This window comes from Rhizobium sp. SG_E_25_P2 (genome assembly GCF_029892285.1).
GTDB lineage: Bacteria > Pseudomonadota > Alphaproteobacteria > Rhizobiales > Rhizobiaceae > Rhizobium_E.
The window spans coordinates 590,994-610,822 of sequence record NZ_JARXVM010000001.1 but is presented as its reverse complement, the minus strand read 5'-3'; the positions used below and the strand labels follow the sequence as shown (position 1 = coordinate 610,822).

At 62.2% G+C, this 19,829-nt stretch carries 20 protein-coding genes and 1 tRNA gene; 12 read left to right on the top strand and 9 right to left on the bottom strand.

The genetic code is table 11. The features are described from left to right. Positions 1 to 32 precede the first annotated feature (32 nt). The 5 genes from pstC (at position 33) to phoB (ending at position 5,170) form a co-directional block, all read left to right on the top strand. A complete protein-coding gene (gene pstC, locus M2360_RS02875; RefSeq protein ID WP_280772856.1) occupies positions 33 to 1,517 on the top strand; it encodes a phosphate ABC transporter permease subunit PstC in 1,485 nt (494 codons plus the stop codon). After that, positions 1,514 to 2,836 carry a phosphate ABC transporter permease PstA gene (pstA, locus tag M2360_RS02870; RefSeq protein WP_280772855.1) on the top strand — a complete coding sequence of 441 codons (1,323 nt, stop codon included), beginning with the start codon at positions 1,514 to 1,516 and terminating at the stop codon, positions 2,834 to 2,836. The genes pstC and pstA overlap by 4 nt, the downstream gene beginning before the upstream one ends. A gap of 12 nt (positions 2,837 to 2,848) precedes the next feature. Continuing rightward, positions 2,849 to 3,667, top strand: a complete 819-nt coding sequence (pstB, locus tag M2360_RS02865) for a phosphate ABC transporter ATP-binding protein PstB (RefSeq protein WP_137155446.1) — start codon at positions 2,849 to 2,851, stop codon at positions 3,665 to 3,667. A gap of 40 nt (positions 3,668 to 3,707) precedes the next feature. Then, positions 3,708 to 4,421 (top strand): phosphate signaling complex protein PhoU, encoded by a 714-nt coding sequence (gene phoU / locus M2360_RS02860; RefSeq protein WP_280772854.1) that lies wholly within the window; start codon positions 3,708 to 3,710, stop codon positions 4,419 to 4,421. A 65-nt stretch (positions 4,422 to 4,486) separates the two neighbouring features. Continuing rightward, positions 4,487 to 5,170 carry a phosphate regulon transcriptional regulator PhoB gene (gene phoB / locus M2360_RS02855; RefSeq protein ID WP_280772853.1) on the top strand — a complete coding sequence of 228 codons (684 nt, stop codon included), beginning with the start codon at positions 4,487 to 4,489 and terminating at the stop codon, positions 5,168 to 5,170. Between the two features lie 68 nt (positions 5,171 to 5,238). On the opposite strand, the gene M2360_RS02850 is transcribed toward phoB, so the two are convergent. After that, on the bottom strand, positions 5,239 to 6,504 hold the full coding sequence (locus tag M2360_RS02850; RefSeq protein ID WP_280772852.1) for a hypothetical protein: 1,266 nt from the start codon (positions 6,502 to 6,504) through the stop codon (positions 5,239 to 5,241). 214 nt (positions 6,505 to 6,718) lie between these two features. Between M2360_RS02850 and M2360_RS02845 the strand changes: the two genes are divergently transcribed. Continuing rightward, complete coding sequence (locus M2360_RS02845; RefSeq protein ID WP_280772851.1) at positions 6,719 to 7,678, top strand: nitronate monooxygenase family protein; 960 nt, start codon at positions 6,719 to 6,721, stop codon at positions 7,676 to 7,678. A 111-nt stretch (positions 7,679 to 7,789) separates the two neighbouring features. Continuing rightward, positions 7,790 to 7,865, top strand: a tRNA-Thr gene (locus M2360_RS02840). A 123-nt stretch (positions 7,866 to 7,988) separates the two neighbouring features. Here M2360_RS02840 and M2360_RS02835 read toward each other — a convergent pair. The 7 genes from M2360_RS02835 to M2360_RS02805 all read right to left on the bottom strand — a co-directional run bounded on the left by M2360_RS02835 (position 7,989) and on the right by M2360_RS02805 (position 14,669). Beyond that, positions 7,989 to 9,269 (bottom strand): TRAP transporter large permease, encoded by a 1,281-nt coding sequence (locus M2360_RS02835; protein WP_280772850.1) that lies wholly within the window; start codon positions 9,267 to 9,269, stop codon positions 7,989 to 7,991. Continuing rightward, positions 9,269 to 9,790: a TRAP transporter small permease gene (locus M2360_RS02830; protein WP_280772849.1), complete on the bottom strand. Its 522-nt coding sequence runs from the start codon at positions 9,788 to 9,790 to the stop codon at positions 9,269 to 9,271. The genes M2360_RS02835 and M2360_RS02830 overlap by 1 nt, the downstream gene beginning before the upstream one ends. A 90-nt stretch (positions 9,791 to 9,880) precedes the next feature. Then, on the bottom strand, positions 9,881 to 10,855 hold the full coding sequence (locus tag M2360_RS02825; protein ID WP_280772848.1) for a TRAP transporter substrate-binding protein: 975 nt from the start codon (positions 10,853 to 10,855) through the stop codon (positions 9,881 to 9,883). A gap of 75 nt (positions 10,856 to 10,930) precedes the next feature. Then, positions 10,931 to 11,809: an amidohydrolase family protein gene (locus M2360_RS02820; protein WP_280772847.1), complete on the bottom strand. Its 879-nt coding sequence runs from the start codon at positions 11,807 to 11,809 to the stop codon at positions 10,931 to 10,933. Between the two features lies 1 nt (position 11,810). After that, a complete protein-coding gene (locus M2360_RS02815) occupies positions 11,811 to 12,947 on the bottom strand; it encodes a mandelate racemase/muconate lactonizing enzyme family protein (RefSeq protein ID WP_280772846.1) in 1,137 nt (378 codons plus the stop codon). A 1-nt stretch (position 12,948) separates the two neighbouring features. Next, on the bottom strand, positions 12,949 to 13,854 hold the full coding sequence (gene kdgD / locus M2360_RS02810; protein ID WP_280772845.1) for a 5-dehydro-4-deoxyglucarate dehydratase: 906 nt from the start codon (positions 13,852 to 13,854) through the stop codon (positions 12,949 to 12,951). A 71-nt stretch (positions 13,855 to 13,925) separates the two neighbouring features. After that, complete coding sequence (locus tag M2360_RS02805; protein WP_280772844.1) at positions 13,926 to 14,669, bottom strand: FadR/GntR family transcriptional regulator; 744 nt, start codon at positions 14,667 to 14,669, stop codon at positions 13,926 to 13,928. A 160-nt stretch (positions 14,670 to 14,829) separates the two neighbouring features. Between M2360_RS02805 and M2360_RS02800 the strand changes: the two genes are divergently transcribed. Beyond that, complete coding sequence (locus tag M2360_RS02800) at positions 14,830 to 15,627, top strand: NAD(P)-dependent oxidoreductase (protein WP_280773074.1); 798 nt, start codon at positions 14,830 to 14,832, stop codon at positions 15,625 to 15,627. A gap of 65 nt (positions 15,628 to 15,692) precedes the next feature. On the opposite strand, the gene M2360_RS02795 is transcribed toward M2360_RS02800, so the two are convergent. Beyond that, positions 15,693 to 16,388, bottom strand: a complete 696-nt coding sequence (locus M2360_RS02795; RefSeq protein WP_280772843.1) for a GntR family transcriptional regulator — start codon at positions 16,386 to 16,388, stop codon at positions 15,693 to 15,695. A 97-nt stretch (positions 16,389 to 16,485) separates the two neighbouring features. On the opposite strand from M2360_RS02795, the gene M2360_RS02790 reads away from it, so the two are divergent. The 4 genes from M2360_RS02790 to M2360_RS02775 are packed head-to-tail and all read left to right on the top strand — an operon-like array spanning position 16,486 to position 19,829. Then, complete coding sequence (locus tag M2360_RS02790; RefSeq protein WP_280772842.1) at positions 16,486 to 17,088, top strand: amino acid synthesis family protein; 603 nt, start codon at positions 16,486 to 16,488, stop codon at positions 17,086 to 17,088. Further along, positions 17,063 to 17,875, top strand: coding sequence for an alpha/beta hydrolase (locus M2360_RS02785; protein ID WP_280772841.1), 813 nt, complete (start codon positions 17,063 to 17,065; stop codon positions 17,873 to 17,875). Before M2360_RS02790 ends, M2360_RS02785 begins: the two co-directional genes overlap by 26 nt. Then, the gene (locus M2360_RS02780; RefSeq protein ID WP_280772840.1) at positions 17,865 to 18,788 is read left to right on the top strand and encodes a flavin reductase family protein; all 924 of its coding nucleotides are present in this window, start codon (positions 17,865 to 17,867) and stop codon (positions 18,786 to 18,788) included. The genes M2360_RS02785 and M2360_RS02780 overlap by 11 nt, the downstream gene beginning before the upstream one ends. Positions 18,789 to 18,791: 3 nt before the next feature. Beyond that, positions 18,792 to 19,829 carry an LLM class flavin-dependent oxidoreductase gene (locus M2360_RS02775; RefSeq protein ID WP_280772839.1) on the top strand — a complete coding sequence of 346 codons (1,038 nt, stop codon included), beginning with the start codon at positions 18,792 to 18,794 and terminating at the stop codon, positions 19,827 to 19,829.

Genomic DNA, 19,829 nt, shown 5'->3' with positions numbered 1-19,829 from the left:
GCATAAGGCCCTGAACTCGGTTAGGAATGACAATGGGTAGCGCCTTAACTCTCCTGATCATCCTGCTCATCGGTGTGGCTGCGTATATTCTGGGTAGGTCCCGGGCGCTCACCGTCGCGGCGGGTGATGAATCCAAATTGCACTCGCGGCCGGGCTATTTTGGTTCCCATGCCGCGATTTTCGCCATTTTGCCAGCTCTGTTCATCTATGTCGGCGGCGCCATCATCGGCGGAAACGTCGTCGAGCGGTCCACTTACGCCGCTTTGCCGTCAGACGTCCTGGCGCTGACCGCGCCCGAACAGAACGTGGTCTATCATATGGTCACCGGCATCGCCGGCGGGCTGTCGCGTCTGACGCCCGAAGAAGCCACGCAGATCCGAACCGATATCGATAGCGCCAAGCAGATTCTCGGCGCCAAGGGCGTTCCGTTGGCGCAAGCGCCGCAGCCCTACATGATCGACGCGGCCTATGCCTATGCAGCCTCTGCCGGTCGCGCCGCGACGGTTGTCGGCATCCTCGCCATTCTCGCCTCACTCGCTGGCGCCGCCTACTCGGTGTCGCGCGTCTCGCTGGTCTTCCGTGCGCGCAATCAGGTCGAAATGGTGACGCTGGGCGCTCTGATCCTGTCGTCGATGATCGCCATCCTGACCACATTCGGCATTATCGGCTCGCTCATCAGCGAAACCATCCACTTCTTCACGGCCGTGCCGCCGTTGGAATTCTTCTTCGGCACCGTCTGGGATCCGCGCTTCTCGGCGGCCGGAGATGCGAATTCCGCTGGCCAGTTCGGCCTGATCCCGCTGCTGCTCGGCACGCTTTACATCGCGCTGGTGGCGATGCTGATCGCCGTGCCGATCGGTCTCTTTGCGGCGATCTATATGTCCGAATACGCCTCCAACAGGGTTCGTTCCACCGTCAAGCCGCTGCTTGAGATCCTTGCCGGTATTCCGACCATCGTCTACGGCTTCTTTGCGCTGGTGTCGGTCGGACCAGGCCTGCGGGATTTCTCCGCAGCGCTCTGGGGCGCGCTGACCGGAAACGACGTTCCGTTCATTGAAGCGCAGAGCGTGCTGACGGCCGGCTTCGTCATGAGCATCCGTCTCATCCCCTTCGTGTCATCGCTGTCCGACGACATCATCACCGCAGTCCCCGGCGCTATGCGCGACGGTTCGCTTGGCCTCGGCGCCACGCGTTCCGAGACGATGAAGAAGGTCATCCTGCCGGCTGCGCTGCCGGGCATCGTCGGCGCGCTTCTGCTGACGGCGTCGCGCGCCATCGGCGAAACCATGATCGTGGTTCTGGCCGCCGGCGTCGCCGCCAATCTGCAGTTCTCGCCGTTCCAGCCGATGACGACCATCACCGTCAAGATCGTCAATCAGCTGACGGGCGACCTTGAATTCACCTCGCCCCAGACCCTCGTCGCCTTCGCGCTCGGCATCACCTTGTTCGTGCTGACGCTGGCGCTCAATGTCTACGCGCTCTACATCGTGCGCAAATACCGGGAGCAGTACGAATGACCGACGCGATCCTGACCCAGGGCGGCGCAAGCGTCGCCGCCGCCTCCGGCCCGCGCGACATCGGCATCAAGAAACGCCGCGCCGCCGAAGCCCGCTTCCGCGCTTATGGCGTGATCGCCATCACGCTCGGCCTGTTCTTCCTGGTTATGCTGCTGGTCAGCATCGTCTCCAAGGGCTACACCTCGTTCTTCCAGACCATGATCACTGTGCCGGTCGAGTTTTCGGAGAAGGTGATCGACCCGAACAATGAGCGGGCCTCCAACCCGCAGGTGCTGGTGACGGCAAACTATCCGCTGCTCGCCCGCAATGCGGTCGCCAAGATGGTCGGCGTCGACACCACGGACCGCAAGGCCATGGCGGCGATAAAGGACATCGTCTCCGACAGCGTGCGCGTGCAGCTTCGCAATGTCGTGGCCGCCAATCCCCAGGTGGTTGGCCAGACGGTTCCCGTGACCTTCCTCGCCGCCGCCGACATCGATTCCGCCTATAAGGGTCAGATCGACCTGACTGTGGCGGAAAGCGATCGCAAGGTGAAGGACAGCCAGGTCGCCATCATGGACAAGCTGAAGGCCGACGGCGCCATGCAGCTGAAGTTCAATCCGGATTTCTTCACCACCGGCGCGTCTTCGCGTCCCGAGGCAGCCGGTCTCGGCGTGGCGATCATCGGCTCCATCTTCACCATGGTGATCGTGCTGGCGCTGGCCTTGCCGATCGGTGTCGCCGCTTCGATCTATCTCGAGGAATTCGCGCCGAAAAACCGCTGGACCGACCTTATCGAGGTCAATATCAACAATCTCGCCGCCGTGCCCTCGATCGTCTATGGTCTGCTCGGCCTCGCCATCTTCATCAACATGTTCGGCATGCCGCGTTCGGCCTCGATCGTCGGCGGCCTGGTGCTTGCGCTGATGACCCTGCCGACCATCATCATCGCCACGCGCGCCGCGCTGAAGGCGGTGCCGCCGTCGATCCGCGCCGCCGCGCTCGGCCTCGGCGCTTCCAAGATGCAGTGCGTGTTCCACCACGTACTACCGCTCGCCATGCCCGGCATCCTGACCGGCACCATCATCGGTCTGGCCAATGCGCTCGGCGAAACCGCGCCGCTGCTCTTGATCGGCATGGTCGCATTCGTGGTCGACTTCCCCGCGACCCCCTTCGATCCCGCAACTGCGCTGCCGGTGCAGATCTATATGTGGGCCAATGAAGCCGAGCGCGCCTTCGTGGAGCGCACCTCAGGCGCGATCATCATTCTGCTGATCTTCCTGATCCTGATGAATCTGGGCGCAATTCTGTTGCGTCGGCGCTTTGAACGCCGCTGGTGAGGAGCCGAAACGATGAATATGCTGACAGATATCGAAGTTGAAAAAGCCCTGGTAAAACCGATGAGCGATACGCCTGAACTGAAGATGATCGGCAAGGATGTTTCCGTCTATTACGGCGAGAAGCGGGCTCTGTTCGACGTCAATCTCAACATCCGCAAGAACACCGTGACGGCGCTGATCGGCCCTTCGGGCTGCGGCAAGTCCACCTTCCTGCGTTCGCTCAACCGCATGAACGACACGATCGACGGCTGCCGCGTCACCGGCAAGATCACGCTGGACGGACAGGACGTTTACGCCGCTCATCTCGACGTCGTCGAACTGCGCGCCCGCGTCGGCATGGTGTTCCAGAAGCCGAATCCGTTCCCGAAGTCGATCTATGAAAACGTCGCCTACGGGCCGCGCATTCATGGCCTGGCCCGCACCAAGCAACAGCTCGACGCCATTGTCGAACAGAGCCTGCAGCGCGCCGGCCTGTGGAACGAAGTCAAGGACCGCCTGCTGGAAGCCGGCACGGGCCTGTCGGGCGGTCAGCAGCAGCGTCTCTGCATCGCCCGCGCCGTGGCCGTCAGCCCGGAAGTCATCCTGATGGACGAACCCTGCTCGGCTCTCGACCCGATCGCCACCGCCAAGGTCGAGGAACTGATCCACGAATTGCGCGAAAATTTCACGATCGTCATCGTGACCCACTCGATGCAGCAGGCCGCCCGCGTGTCGCAGCGCACCGCCATGTTCCATCTCGGCTATCTCGTCGAGGAGAACGACACGGACAAGATCTTCACCAATCCGGATGACCAGCGCACCCAGGATTACATCATGGGCCGCTTCGGCTAATTCATCGTGACGCCGGCCCCGCCGGCTGGAGGATACATCAATGGGTGCTACCCATATCTACTCCGCTTTTGACGAAGAACTGAAATATCTGGCGCGCCGTATCGCCGAAATGGGCGGCATGGCCGAGCAGATGGTCTCCGACGCGGTCCGCGCGCTGGTCAACGCCGACGCGGCGCTCGCCCAGCGGGTGATTTCGCAGGACGTGGTGATGGACGACGCCGAACGCGAGATCGGCGAACGCTCCGTGCTGATGATCGCCAAGCGGCAGCCCGTCGCTGCCGACCTGCGCGAAATCATCGGTTCGCTGCGCATCGCCGCCGACCTTGAGCGCGTCGGCGATCTCGGCAAATCGACCGCCAAGCGCGTGATCGCCGTGCAGAGCACCGGCATCCCGCGGCCGCTCGCCCGCGGCATCGAACATCTGTCCGAACTGGCGTTGACCCAGCTCCAGGACGTGCTCGACGTCTATGCGACGCGTTCGGCTGAAAAGGCTGAAGCCATCCGCCTGCGCGATGAAGAAATCGACGCCATGTACACCTCGCTGTTTCGCGAGATGCTGACCTATATGATGGAAGATCCGCGCAACATCACGCCCTGCACGCATCTACTGTTCTGCGCCAAGAATATCGAACGCATCGGCGATCACGCCACCAATATCGCCGAATCCATCTACTACATGACCACTGGCGCCCAACCGGTGGGCGAACGTCCGAAAGACGACAACACCGCCACCGTCGTGCAGCAGCCCGCCTGATGTGATCAGGTCAACGCGCCCGGCCCGCGCCGGGCGCCGCCCGACTGCGAATGGAGTAAGAACTCATGCTGCCCCGTATTATGGTGGTTGAAGACGAAGAAGCGCTCGGCACATTGCTCAGCTACAATCTCGAAGCCGAGGGCTATGACGTCGAGGTGATCGCTCGCGGTGACGAAGCCGATATCCGCCTTCAGGAGCGCGTGCCCGACCTTTTGCTGCTCGATTGGATGTTGCCCGGTGTTTCCGGCATCGAGCTTTGCCGGCGTCTGCGCATGCGGCCTGAAACCGAGCGCCTGCCGGTGATCATGCTGACGGCGCGTGGCGAGGAAAGCGAGCGCGTGCGCGGCCTGTCGACCGGCGCCGATGACTATGTGGTCAAGCCGTTTTCTACGCCGGAACTTATGGCGCGGGTCAAAGCGATGCTGCGCCGCGTGAGGCCAAACGCCATTTCCTCAGTGCTGAAATGCGGCGATGTGGAATTGGACCGCGAGACCTACCGCGTTCATCGCCGGTCGCGCGAAGTGCGGCTCGGGCCGACTGAGTTCAAACTGCTCGAATTTTTCATGGCGTCGCCGGGCCGGGTGTTTTCGCGCTCGCAATTGCTCGACGGCGTCTGGGGTCACGACATCTATGTCGACGAACGCACCGTTGACGTTCATGTCGGTCGCCTGCGCAAGGCGCTCAACCTGACCAACATGCCGGATGTCATCCGCACCGTGCGCGGCGCGGGCTATGCCATGGAAGCGTGACGCGAACGCTTTGGATATTCCCTTGAGCGCCGGTAGTTCCCGGCGCTTTTTGTTTCCGCCGGTGCGGATCATGATCCCGGCAGGACGCGGACGCCGTAAAGCTTGAGCTTGCGGCCCTTGCCCATCACATCGCTGTTGACGATGATCTGCCCGGCTTCGGATGGCGCCATCTTGCCGTCGAAGGTCAGATGGATGAGTTCGTCGGTGCGCTCGTTGCCGACGGTGAAACGATGGCGACCGCAGCCGCCAAGCGTGCCGAAGTCGCATTCGACATAAATCTGCGTCGGCGTTTCGCCGTCGGACTTGACGGTCAGCGCGATGGTCGCCGTTTTGCCGGCGAGTGTCTGGAGAAGCTCCTCTGGTGTCTCCACCAGAACCTCGCCTTCCTTGCCGGGGGCATCGGAGACGATCGTCACGCCTTCGCCGTCGCTGTCGCTGAAGGAAGAGACGAGGGCCGCGCCACGTGGCGAAATCGCGTTCGCTTCCTTGCCGGTATAGACATTGACCCAGTCGCCGGAGAAGCGACGCAAGGGATCGAGCGGTTCGGATTGCGTGGCCGCCGGCGCCGCCGTCTGTAATTCCTTGGGCACGAGATCGAAATTGCCTTCACCCTTCAGAGCGACGTCGATCATGCCGGTGGCGTAGACCCACCAGACGCCGAAGGCGATCGCGCCGACAAAGCAGGAATAGACGAACAGCGATATGAAGAAGGCAACCAAACCGCGTCGCTTGCGGGCGGGTTTTTCGATGACTGCCTTGCGTTTGCCTGATTTGGTCTTCGCCTTTCCGCTTCTCGTCTCTCCAATGGGCGCATTCGCCGACTGCCGGCGTTCGTCGGCCACCAGTCGCGCCATGGCTTCGTCGCCGCGCGGAGCGAAATCATCGAGCGACCCTGTATCCTGCCGCGCGCCGCCGACCCGATCGTCGTGGTTCAGTTCGATGCTGGGGGCTGAGCGCGGACTTCCACGCCTGTCATCGACATCTGGCGCGTTGACATCGGGTGCGCTGACGGAAAAATCCTCTTTCCTTCCAGGCTCGGCGGAACGTGGTTCGGCGGCGATCATGGGCTCCGGGTCAGGTTCGCGCTCAATCAGCACTTTTTCAAGCCGCGCCATGGCGCGCAGCCTTTCACGCTCTTCTTCTTCGATCGCCAGGATCGTGGCGTCGAGCCGCTGCCTCTGGCGTGCGATGATGTCCTCGTCCTCGACCTCCTGTTTGGCGAGGCCGGCATCGAGCGCATGGCGGGCGGATTGGTATATGCGCGCGCGGATCTCCGGGTCGGAGCGATCGGCGCGTTCGAGCGCGTTGCGGATGGCGTGTTCGAGACCGCTCACTGTCGTCTTGTTCCCGTGCTCGTTTCAAAACCGTGCATTTCGGTAAACATTCCCCGCCTCACTTGCAAGCGCGCTTCAGGGCGCGACCCCTGGCAAACATCGGCAATGCAGCCAAAAAAGGGCGGTGCGGCCGGATGAGAAAAAATTCAAGGTTGAACAATTCCTTGCGCTTTGCTTATCATGGCGACTTTACAGGTCCATTATGGGAGTGACTATGAGCCTGCCCGCTATTCTCACCGACAATCTCCGGCTGCCGGTCGTCGCCTCGCCGCTGTTCATCATTTCGCATCCCGAAATGGTGATCGCCCAATGCAAGGCGGGCGTGGTCGGTTCCTTTCCGTCGCTGAATGCGCGGCCGGCGAGCCAACTCGACGAATGGCTGGCGGAAATCACCGAAACGCTCGCCGCCTATGACGTCGCCCATCCGACCCGCAAATCCGCGCCCTTCGCCGTCAACCAGATCGTCCATACGACCAACAAGCGGCTCGAGCACGATCTGATGATGTGCGTGAAATACAAGGTTCCGATCGTCATCTCCTCGCTGGGCGCGGTGCCCGAGGTCAACCAGGCGATCCATTCCTATGGCGGCGTGGTGTTGCATGACGTGATCAACAATCGCCACGCCAATTCCGCCATCCGCAAGGGCGCAGACGGACTGATCGCGGTGGCGACCGGGGCAGGGGGGCATGCGGGTAAACTCTCGCCCTTCGCGCTGATCCAGGAAATCCGCGAATGGTTCGATGGTCCGCTGCTGCTGTCGGGCGCGATCGCCAATGGCGGCGCAATCCTCGCCGCCCAGGCCATGGGCGCCGACATGGCCTATATCGGCTCCCCCTTCATCGCCACGCGCGAAGCCCGCGCCGTGGACGCCTATAAGCAGATGATCGTCGCGAGCTCCGCCGACGATATCGTCTATTCCAATTTCTTCACCGGCATTCACGGCAATTATCTCAAGGGTTCGATCCGCGCCGTCGGCATGGATCCCGACCATTTGCCGGAAGCCGATCCCTCCAAGATGGATTTCGAAAAGGCGACCGAAGGCCCGAAAGCCTGGAAGGAAATCTGGGGCTGCGGCCAGGGCATCGGCGCGGTCAAATCCGTCCTGCCCGTCTCCGACCTCGTCGATCGCTTCGAGCGCGAATACAAGGCAGCCCGCGCGCGCATCTGCGGCTGAGACGGACTTCGCTTTTTTCCGCGAAAACCGCTCGCCCGCGTCTTGCATTCCTGAAACTTTGATTGTATCAGCCCGTCATCGCTTCAACAGGCGATGACGGCGTTTCGCCGGGCCGCTTTAGCTCAGGTGGTAGAGCACATCATTCGTAATGATGGGGTCGCAGGTTCGAGTCCTGCAAGCGGCACCATTTTTGCTCAAAAGTCTTAGATGATCGGTGAAGGCTGTGGCTTTGCGGTCAGGCGTGGGTGTTGCCCGCGCGGAACGCGGACAACCCGGTCCTTTCAGCCACGTCAAACGCCGCCGGTCAGCGTTATTTGAACAGCGCCGGCAACCAGAGCGACAGGCCGGGAATATAGGTCACCAGCATCAGCACGAAAACGCTCGCGCCAAAGAACGGCCAGATCGTGCGCATCGCTTCTCGAATGGAAATGCCGCCGACGGCGCAGCCAACGAACAACACGGTTCCGACCGGCGGCGTGTTTAGTCCGATGCCGGCGTTGAGGATCATCACCACGCCGAAATGGACGGGATCGATGCCAAACGCCTTGACCACAGGCAGAAGCACCGGTGTGGAGATGATCACCAGCGGGGCCATGTCCATGAAGGTGCCGAGAAACAGCAGCAGCAGGTTGATCACCAGGAGAACGATGATCGGATTGTCCGAGATCGCGCTGATGGCGCTGATCATCAGCGTTTGCACCTGCAGGAAGGCCATGAGCCAGGCAAAGGACGCGGCCGTGCCGATCACCAGCAGCACCATCGATGTGGTGCGGGCCGCACCCAGCACCGCTTCGACGAACCCCTCCCAATTGAGCTCGCGATAGACCAGCATGGCGATGAGGAAGGCGTAGATGACAGCGATGCAGGAGCTCTCGGTGGCGGTAAAGACGCCGGAGCGCACGCCGCCGAAGATGATGGCGATCAACAGCAAGCCGGGGAAGGACGCCAGGAGATAAAAGGCCAGCTTCGAGAAGCCCGGGAAGGGCTCCGAGGGATAGCCGCGCCGCCGCGCCACGATATAGGCGGTGACCATCAGGGACGCTGCCAGAAGGATGCCGGGAACGATGCCGGCCGTGAAGAGATCGGCCACCGACACATTGCCGCCAGCGGCGATCGAATAGAGGATCATATTGTGCGACGGGGGGATCATCAGGGCGATGATGGCGGCATTGACAGTGACGTTGACAGCGTATCCTCGGTCATAGCCGCGCGCCGCCATTTGCGGGATCATCAGCCCCCCGACTGCCGATGCATCGGCCACCGCCGAGCCGGAAATGCCGCCAAACAGCGTCGAGGCGACGATGTTGACCTGGCCAAGCCCGCCCCGGAGATGCCCGACAAGCCCGGCTGCAAAGCGGATCAGCCGGCTGGCGATGCCGCCGCGCACCATCAGGTCGCCCGCGAAGATGAAGAACGGGATCGCCATCATCGCAAAGACATTCATGCCGGAATTGAGCTGTTGGAACACCACGACCGGCGGCAGGCCCATATAGAGCACGGTGGCGAGCGAGGCGATGCCGAGGCAGAAGGCGATCGGCATGCCGATTGTCATCAACAGCATGAAGGAACCGAATAAAATCGCATAGGCCATCAAGACACCTCCTGCATGACGACGACGGGGGTTGCTTCGAGGTCGAGCGCGGCATCCATAAAGCGTTCGGCGGCGAACAGCGCAATCAGCGCGCCTCCGACGATCATCGGGATAAAGTCGACGCCGCCGGGCCAGCCCAAAACCGGAATCGAAGCGCTCCATGTGCCAATGGCCAGCGTCGTGGCGTAGTAACTCATGCCCAAACCGAAAATAACGATCAGGCCGAGGCTGGCCATGTCCATCAAGCGCTGGATGGCGGGCGGCGCCACATGCCGGACGATGTCGAGGCCGAGATGAACGCTCTCGCGCACGCCGACGGCGGCGCCCAGCAGAATGAACCAGGACATCAGATGCAGCGATAACGGCTCCGACCAGCTTGGCGTGTCGTTGAGCATATATCGCGCAAACACCTGCCAGCCGATGATGACCGTCATCACCACGATGCCGAGGCCCGCGAGATAGAGCGCGGCCCGGCTGAGACCGGCCAGCAGCGGCCGGATTATCGACATGAAATGCCGCATTGCAAGTCCTCCGGGGGAACCGGCCCCGGAGGAGCCGGTATGGATTGAGAACCGGCGCGAGCCGAGCGCCGATCCTCGATCGGCAGTGCTTTATTTCACCGCCGCGACACGATCGAGCAGATCCTTCATCTTCGGATCGGTGACGAAGCGGTCATAGACCGGCTTCATGGCGTCGCGGAATTCCTGTTTGTCGACCTCAATGATGGTGTTGCCGGCTGCGCGCACCTTCGCTTCTGATTCCTTTTCGCGCGCCACCCACAATTCGCGCATCTTGCCGACCGAATCCTTGGCCGCCTGACGGATCAGTGTCTGGTCTTCGGGCGAGAACTTGTCCCAGGTGGTCTTAGACATCACCAGGATTTCGGGGTTCAACGAATGCTGGGTGAGCGTGTAATTCCTGGCGACTTCATAGTGGCGTGCGGATTCATAGGAGGGCCAGTTGTTCTCAGCGCCATCGACCACGCCGGTTTCCAGCGAGGAATAGACTTCGCCCATCGGCATCGGCGTCGGATTGGCGCCGAAGGCCTGCATCATGGCGATCCAGAGGTCGGATTGCTGTACGCGGATCTTCAGGCCCTTGAGATCGGCGAGCGACTTGATCGGCTTCTTGGTGGTGTAGAAGGAGCGGGCGCCAGAATCGTAGAAAGCGAGACCGACAAGGCCGTGCTGCTCGAAGGCGGCGAGCACTTCATCGCCGATCGGGCCATCGACCACATGGTGCATATGTTCGGTGTCGCGAAACAGGAAGGGCATGCCAAGCACCACCGTTTCCGGCACCAGATTGTTGAATGGCGCCGCGTTGACGCGGTTCATGTCGATGACGCCGAACCGGGTCTGCTCGATCGTGTCCTTCTCGCTGCCGAGCACGGCATTGTTCATCACCTGTATGGCGATGCGGCCGTTGGAGCGCTCCTTGAGGAGTTCGCCCATATATTTGACGGCCTCGACTGTGGGGTATCCGTCGGGATGGATGTCGGCCGAGCGCAGGGTGACCTCCTGCGCCTGAGCGAATGTGGAGCCGAGGGCGACGCCGACGGCGAGTGCGAGCATTCTGGCGATGTTCATGGTCTCTCCTCCATTTGACTATCTGTGTGCATCATGTCCGCGCCCGCAGATCCTCCGCCGAGGGCGCTTCCGTCGTCAGTCCCCTTCCGGGTAGGGCGGCAGGCCGAACAGTTCCTCGGGATTGTCGACAAGAGCGAGCCTGAACGCCGCCTCATTGGGAAGCCAATCCAGAACGGTGTCGGTCAAGGCGACATCGTCGGGATAGTCGGCCTGGGTCTTGGCGAGATTGTGCGGCCAGTTGCTGCCCCAGATGATGCGTTCCGGCGCATGGGCGGCGATATCGCGCGAAAAGGCGGCGACATCGGCATAATCCGGCGGACCTGATTTCGATGATTCATAGGCGCCGGCAAACTTGAACCAGCAATTGCCGCCATCGATCAGGCGCTTGACCGTCGCGATTTCCGGACCGGCTGGATCGACGCCGGCGAAAAACTTGCCGTGATGATCGAGCACGAAACGCGACTTAAGCCTCATCAGCCTGTCGGCATGCTCAAGGATCCGGTTGCCGTCGAACTGCACGGCGAGCATCCAGCCGCGCGAGGCCGCGCGCGAATCCACCGACTCCAGTTCAGAGAGTGAGACCGCGCCGCCCGGAAGATCCATGATCCGCGCGCCGACCACGCCAGCGGCTGACAGAGCATCGAGTTCCGCGTCACCGGCGCTGCCGCCAATCGCGGCCACGCCACGGGCGACATCGCCCATTTCGGTCAGGCAGGCGATCAGATTGCCATTGGCGCGCTGATGGGCGTTGCCCTGGGTGACGATCACCCTGTCGATGCCGAGCCAGGACATGAACTGGCGATACTGCGCCGCATCCGGCAGCGCGCCTGCAGGCAAGTCCGGCCCGCCGGGCTGGGCGGCAAAGCCGGGCAGATACATATGCATCTGCGCGTCGACAGCGCCTTTGGGAAATCTGATCTTCGGCTGGGGGCCAGAAATGGGTCGCGTCAGCATCTCAGGCCTCCGCCATTTTGTATTCGGCGAGCGCGTCGCGATTGATCTCGACGCCGAGGCCGGGACCATTCGGTATCCGCACGACGCCCGCTTCGTGTTCGATCGGCTGCGTCACCACGGCCTGGCGATAGGGATTGTCGGTGCGATCGAATTCCAGGATCGGTTCGATCGGATTGACGCGCACCGGACTGGGAACCATCGCCGCCATAAACTGCAGCGCCGCGGCGATGTGAACCGCCGTGCCCCAGACATGCGGAACAACCCGGACTCCATAGAGCGCCGCCATATCGACGATGCGCTTCGCTTCCGTGAAGCCGCCGGTTCCGGCGAGATCCGGCTGGAGAATGTCGACGGCGCGGGTCTCCACCGGTTCCTTCATGGCGAAACGGCCCTGCCATGTCTCACCGCCAGCAACCGGAATCAGCTGGTTCGCCTTGACCTCGCGATAGGCGGCGAGGTGTTCGGGAACCACCGGCTCCTCGAACCAATCGATATCGAGTTCGGCTGCCGCACGGCCAAACCGGATGGCCTCCAGTGTGTCATAGCCGTGATTGGCGTCCACCATCAGCCGGAAGTCGGGCCCGACGGCGTCGCGAACGGCGCGCACAACCCGCAGATCCTGATCGACGCCGAAGCCGATCTTGATCTTGCTGGCGCCAAATCCTTCCGTCTGATAGCGGCGGACCTCTGTGACATTGTCCTCGATCCGGTCGACGCCGTCGCGCTTGAAGCTGCCGGTGGCGTAGGCGCGGACATGGTCGCGAAACCGTCCGCCGAGCAGCGTCGAGATTGGAACGCCGAAATGCTTGCCCTTGATGTCCCAGAGCGCAATGTCGATGCCAGACAGCGCCGTCATCGTCAGGCCGCGCTGGCCCTGGTCACGCAGCGCGTTATAAAGCGTCGCCCAGATCTTTTCGGTCTCAAGCGGATCCGCGCCCAGCAGCCACGGCGTATAGGCGGCGACCACAGAGGCGTTTGGCCGGGCAGGCCCCAGGCACTCGCCCCATCCAGTCAGGCCATTGTCGCAGACAATCTCGACCAGCACATGCGCGCGACGGTCAAAGCGCATGGAGGCGCTTTCGAACGGCGTCGCCAGCCTATAGTCCAAGAGATGGGTGCGGACGGCGGCGATCTTCATCTCAGCGCTTCCACGGCTCGATCAGGCGTTCGAGAATAGCTTCTTCCTCAGTGGTCAAGTCATCAAGCGGCGCGCGCACGCGGCCTGCGGCAAAGCCCTGTAGGCGCACGCCCGCCTTGACGGCGGCCACCGCATAGCCCTTGCGGCGGCTGCGCAGCGCCATGAACGGATAGAAGAAGTCGCGAAGGATCGCTTCGCAGCGGGCGCGGTCGCCGGCCCTGAGCGCCGCGTAGAATTCCACGGCCAGTTGTGGCACGAAGTTGAACACGGCGGACGAATAGGTGGTGAAGCCCGCGCCCAGATAGGCTTCGGCGAACAATTCCGCCGTCGGCATGCCGCCGAGATAGGTCAGCCGGTCTCCCAGGGTGGCGGTCACCTGACGCACAAGGCCGATATCGCCGGTGCCGTCCTTGAAGCCAACCAGATTGGGGCATTCGTCGCACAGCCGCTGCAATGTATCGACCGACAGGATCGAGTTGTCGCGATTATAGACCATGACGCCAATACCCACGGACTGGCAGACGCGGCGAACATGGTGAAACAAGCCTTCCTGCGGCGCATCGATCAGGTAATGCGGCAGAAGCAGGATGCCGTCGGCCCCCGCCTTTTCAGCGGAACGGGCGATCTCGACAGCTATCTCCGTGCCATAGCCGCAGCCCGAGACGATGGCCGTGTCGCCTGCCGCCTCCTTGGCGGCGCGGACAATGGCGGGGATTTCACCGGGAGCCAGCGAGAAGAATTCGCCGGTGCCGCCGGCGGCAAACAACACGGGCGCGGGAAAGCTCGACAGCCATTCGATATGGCGGCGATAGCTCTCGGCGTTGAATGCGCCTTCATTGTCGAAATGCGTCACAGGGAATGACAGCAGGCCAGCGCCCAGCGCGACCTTGATCTCTTGCGGCGTCATGCAGATATCCTCTTTTTGCCTCCTCCGGCAAAGTTGTCCTACATGTTGCCTTTATAACTGTCAAGTACCTGTCATACAGGTTTGCGTTCTTCGCGCAGCAAATTGCGATAACGCATCTGGCTGCCGCGCAGATGGCGGCGCATTGCGGCGCGGGCGGCGTCTTCGTCGCCATTGGAGATCGCAAAAACGATGGCCCGATGTTCCTCGTCAATGAGCTTGAGATAGGCGGCTTGATCCGCCTCGGAATCATCATTGCGAAGGGCGGCGCGCGGAATGACGTTTCGTCCGATCATGGCGAGAAAATCGCGGAAGCGGGGATTGTTGGCTGCTTCGGCGATAGCGAGATGCAGCGCGAAATCGGCTTCGGCGCTGGGCACGCCCGCCTCGAGACAGGCGCGGACGGCATAGTGGCGCTCCAGGATCGCTTCTTCCTGGGCGGGGGAGCGGCGCAGGGCTGCAAGACCCGCAGCCTCCACTTCGACTGCCGTTCTAAGTTCCAGAACCTCGATCATCGAGGAAACTCGTTCAGGATCAATGTTTTGCAGGGAATGGAGCGGCGAGGCTGGAGCTTGCGTCGGCTCAAGTACGAATACGCCGGCGCCCTTGCGGGTTTCCACCAGCCGGTCGGCGCGCAGGCTGGCGATCGCCTCCCGCACCACGGTGCGGCTCACGCCATGGGCTTCGCTCAATTGGGCTTCGCTCGGCAATTTGGCTCCTGGCAGATAGTGTCCAGCCAGGATCTGACGCCGCAGGGAATCGCCGAGCCGCGCCGTCAGGCTCCCGGAAACTTTCTCAGCATGCATGTCCAGGCTCATCCGCGAGTTCTCCCGATCTGTCAACGGACGCAGGTCGCCGTCCTTCGCTGGGCCGCCGCGCCAGCGTTGATATAGCCGACTTGTTGACGCAAATCCAGCAACCTGTATGATAAGTTCGATCAAATCAGGCGTGTTGGGCGTCGAGTTCGGAGGAAACATGTTGAAAAGATTGCTGATCACCGGCGCCGCTGGCGGGCTGGGGCAGGCCATGCGCAGCCGCCTCGGCGGGCTGGCGGAGGTTCTGCGTCTCTCGGACATCGCCGATCTGGGCGCGGCGCAGGCCAATGAGGAGGTGATGCCCTGCGATCTTGGCGATGCGGCAAGCGTGATGCGGCTGGTGGAAGGGTGCGACGGGATTCTTCACCTCGGCGGCGTCTCGGTGGAGGACCGGTTCTCCAAGATCCTCAACGCCAATATCGCCGGCGTCTACAATCTCTTTGAGGCGGCGCGGGCGCATGGGCATCCGCGCATCCTGTTCGCCAGCTCCAACCACACGATCGGCTATTATCGGCAGGATCAGCATTTGAAGACCACAGACCCCATGCGGCCCGATAGCCTGTATGGCGTGTCGAAATGTTTCGGGGAGGCGCTGGCGACGATGTATTTCGAGAAATTCGGCCAGGAGACCGCCCTTGTCCGCATCGGAAGCTGCTTTGAAAAGCCCAGGAATCACCGCATGCTCGCCACCTGGATGTCCTACAGCGATTTCCAGGCCCTGATCGAGCGTGTGTTTACCGCGCCCAGGCTCGGCTGCCCGATCATCTGGGGCGTGTCCGACAATGATCGCAACTGGTGGGATAACAGCGCCGCCGCCTATCTCGGTTGGCGGCCCAAGGACAATGCCGAAGTCTATCGCACAGAACTGGACGCCGCCATGCCGACGCCGCCCACGGATGATCCTGCGTCTGTCTATCAGGGCGGTCATTTCGTTCAGGAGCCGATCCACCAGAAGCCGTAAGGGCAAACGCCTGCGCCGCGTCTTCGAGCCATCTATGGCCGCAATGCCGCAATTTTTAGCGCGTCTCAGCCATCCGCTTCATTGGCGAGCAGGGTTTCGGCGATGCGTGACGCTTCCTCCACATGGGCGCGGCAGGCGAGGGCGGCGGCGTCCGGATCGTTTCTCTCGATGGCGGCGTAGATTTCCCGCATTCTCGCCGGACCCGATGTCGTGCGGTTTGCGGTCGATAGCGTCATCACGCGCAGCCGCGAAATGCGGCTGTTCAGACGGTTGACGATTTCCCAGGCGATCGTGTGGCCGCTGGTCTCGAAAATGATCTTGTAGAATTCATGGGTGGCGTCGAGGATGGCCGGCGGAGAATTTTTTTTCGATGTCCGGTCGAGTTCGCTGAGCACTGCCCCCAGCCGGGCCTTGACCTTGGCGCCGGCGCGACGCGCGCAATCCGCCACCGCAGTCGATTCCAGCGCCGAGCGGATCTCGTAGATCTGCCGGGCGTCATCCCAACTGATCCGGGCGACGATGGGCCCCTGCTTGGCGATGCTCTCGACAAGCCCTTCGGATTCGAGATGGCGGATCACTTCGCGGATAACCGATCTCGACACGCCAAGCTGATCGCACAGCGCCCGCTCCACCAGTCGCTGACCAGGCTGGAATAGCCCGGCAATGATGGCGCGGCGCATGCGCTCGAGCGCGATTTCGCGCAGGGTCGCGGGGGGCGTATCGATCCGGAGATCGGCGAGATGAGCGTCCTGTGTGGTCATGATCCCGTTTAGCCGCAAATTTTGTTTCCCGCAAGCTCTTGACACGTCGTCTTATGGTATACCAACATGTCATCATACGAAATGACAGGAGGCGGCCTTGGTTCCCGTGATACGCAAAACTCTTCTTCATGTGGAAAACACGCTCATCGAAGGCGGCAAGGAAGCCGCCGTTCCGCTGAAGATGATCGCGGCCATGGCGGTGATCAAAAATCCCTGGGCCGGACGCGGCTTTGTCGATGATCTCAAGCCTGAGATTCATGCTGCGGCCCCGGTCCTTGGCGCACTTCTCACCAAGATGATCCTCGATGTCACCGGCTCGGGCGAGGCGGTCGAAGGTTATGGCAAGAGCGCAGTCGTGGGCCTCGACGGCGAAATCGAGCATGCCTCGGCGCTGATCCATACGCTGCGCTTCGGCAATCATTATCGCCAGGCGGTTGGGGCGAAATCCTATCTCGCCTTCTGCAACACGCGCGGGCCGGCCAACGCACCGATCATGATCCCGTTGATGGACAAGAATGATGAGGGTCGCCGCTCGCATTATCTTACCATTCAATGCGCCATCCCGGATGCGCCTGCGGCGGACGAGATCGTCATCGCGCTCGGCGCGTCGATTGGCGGGCGTCCGCATCACCGCATCGGCAATCGCTATGAAGATCTCAAGGAGCTCGGCCACGATGTCGCCAATCCCGCAGCGGTCTAAGACCCCGTCGGGCGCGGCCTATGTCGTGACGGGGGCGGGCGATCCGCTCGTTCTGATCCATGGCGTGGGTATGCGGCTCGAAGCCTGGACGCCGCAGATCGAGGCGCTGTCGAAGCGCTTCGAGATCATCGCGGTGGATCTGCCGGGCCATGGGGAAAGCGATCCGCTTCCTGCAGGCGCGTCGCTCGAAGGGTTTGTCGCCTGGTTCGCGAGAGCGTTGCGGGAGCTCGGCAAAGGTCCGGTCAGCGTCGCCGGTCATTCGATGGGTGCTCTGATTGCGGGCGGCATCGCCGCCGAAGCGCCCGATCAGGTGGCGCGGGTCGCGCTTCTGAACGGCGTCTACAGGCGGGATGATGCGGCCCGCAATGCGGTGAAGGCGCGGGCGGCGGAGATCGTCACGGGCGCTTTCGATCGCGAAGCGCCGCTGCGGCGCTGGTTTGGAGAAGGGCATGAGCATGAAGAGGCCTATGTCCTGTCCCGGCGCTTGCTCGCATTGGTCGATCAGCAGGGATACGCCACCGCCTATGGCGCTTTCGCCGGCGGCGATGCGACCTATGCCGATCGCTGGTCCTCGGTGACATGTCCGGCGCTGTTTCTGACCGGCGACGGCGATCTGAATTCAACGCCTGCGATGGCCGAAGCCATGGCGGTAGCCGCACGGAACGGCCGGGCGGTGATCGTCGAGGGACACCGTCATATGGTCAACCTCACAGCGCCGGAAGCCGTGAATACCGCGCTGACCGAATGGATGACATCGACCCCGAAGGAGGCCCGCCATGACGCTTGAACCGAAAGCCCTGCGAGACGCCTTTGGAGCCTTCCTGACCGGCGTGACAGTCGTCACCACCCATGACGCCACTGGGGCGCCGATCGGCTTCACCGCCAATTCCTTCACCAGCGTTTCACTCGATCCGCCGCTGCTGCTGGTCTGTCTCGCCAAGACGTCGCGCAATTTTGCGACCATGACCAACGCCTCCGGTTTCGCCGTCAATATTCTCGCAGAAGGCCAGAAGGACGTGTCCAACACGTTTGCCCGCCCGGTTGACGATCGCTTCGCCGCCGTCGACTGGCGCAAGGGGCCGCATGGTTCGCCGGTGTTCTCCGACGTTGCCGCCTGGTTCGACTGCGCCATGCATCAGGTGATCGATGCCGGCGATCACGTCATTCTTCTGGGCCGAATCGAAGCCTTTGAGAATTCCGGTCAGGCCGGTCTCGGCTATGCGCGCGGCGGCTATTTCTCGCCCGTTCTCGCCGACAAGGCTCTTCTGGCCGGCCAGGACATGCCGCAGCATCTGAGCGCTGTCGCCGAACGCGATGGTCAGGTGTTTCTGGTGGTAACTTCCGACGGTTCGCTCGGTCTGCCGGGCGTTGAGCTTGCGGGTGGCGAAGGGCTCGATGCGCTGACCGATGCGGTCGCTTCTTTCTCGGGTGTCGCGGTGCAGCCGGGTCTTCTTTATTCGGTGTATGAAGACACCAAGACCCGGCGTCAGCATGTGGTCTATCGCGCCGGTCTCGGCGACGGGCCTGTCGCGTCGGGCGCGCTCTATCCGATCGACGTGCTGCCGATGGAGAGGATCGTGGACGCCGCGACGCGGGATGTGCTCAAGCGTTACGCCGCCGAAGCCAGCCTCGGCAATTTCGGCGTCTATGTTGGAAATCAAGAAAAGGGCCGGGTCCATGCCCAGGCCGTCAGAGGGTGACGCATGAAATTCTCGCTCTTCGTTCACATGGAGCGGCTGGACGCCAGCCAGACCCATCAGGAGCTCTATGAGGAGTTCGTCCAATTGTGCGAGATCGCCGATCGCGGCGGCATGCACGCCATCTGGACGGGCGAGCACCACGGCATGGATTTCACCATCGCCCCCAATCCCTTCATCAATATTGCCGATCTCGCCCGCCGCACCAAGAATGTCCGGCTCGGCACGGGTACGGTGATCGCGCCCTTCTGGCACCCGATCAAACTGGCGGGCGAAGCGGCGATGACCGACATCGTGACAGGCGGACGTCTCGATGTCGGCATCGCGCGAGGAGCCTATGGCTTTGAATATGAACGCCTTCATCCGGGGCTGGACGCGTGGGGCGCAGGCCTGCGCATGCGCGAACTGATCCCGGCGCTGAAAGGCGTCTGGGCCGGCGATTACGCCCATGACGGAGAGTTCTGGAAGTTCCCCTCCACGACCTCCGCGCCAAAGCCGGTCCAGACGCCGCATCCCCCGATCTGGGTGGCGGCGCGCGATCCCAACAGCCACGAATTTGCCGTCTCCCAAGGCTGCAATGTCCAGGTGACGCCGCTGTGGAACGGCGACGCCGAGATCGAAAGCCTGATGGGCCGCTTCAACGCCGCCTGCAAGAAAAATCCCGATATCGCCAAGCCGAAGATCATGCTGCTGCTCCACACCTATGTCGGCTCCGACGATGCGGATGTGCAGCAGGCGATGAAGGAAGTCAGCGTCTACTACAATTACTTCTTCGCCTGGTTCAAAAATGAGCGCCCGATCCATCAGGGCCTGATCGAACGGCTGAGCGAGGAAGATATCGCCGCCAACGCCATGCTCGGCCCGGATGTCATGCGGGCGAATATGCCGATCGGCACGTCCGACGAGGTCATTGGCCGTCTCAAGGCCTATGAAGCGCTCGGTTATGACGAATATTCCTTCTGGATCGACACCGGCATGAGCTTCGAGCGCAAGAAGGCGTCGCTCGAACGCTTCATCGCCGAGGTCATGCCGGCCTTCGGCTGA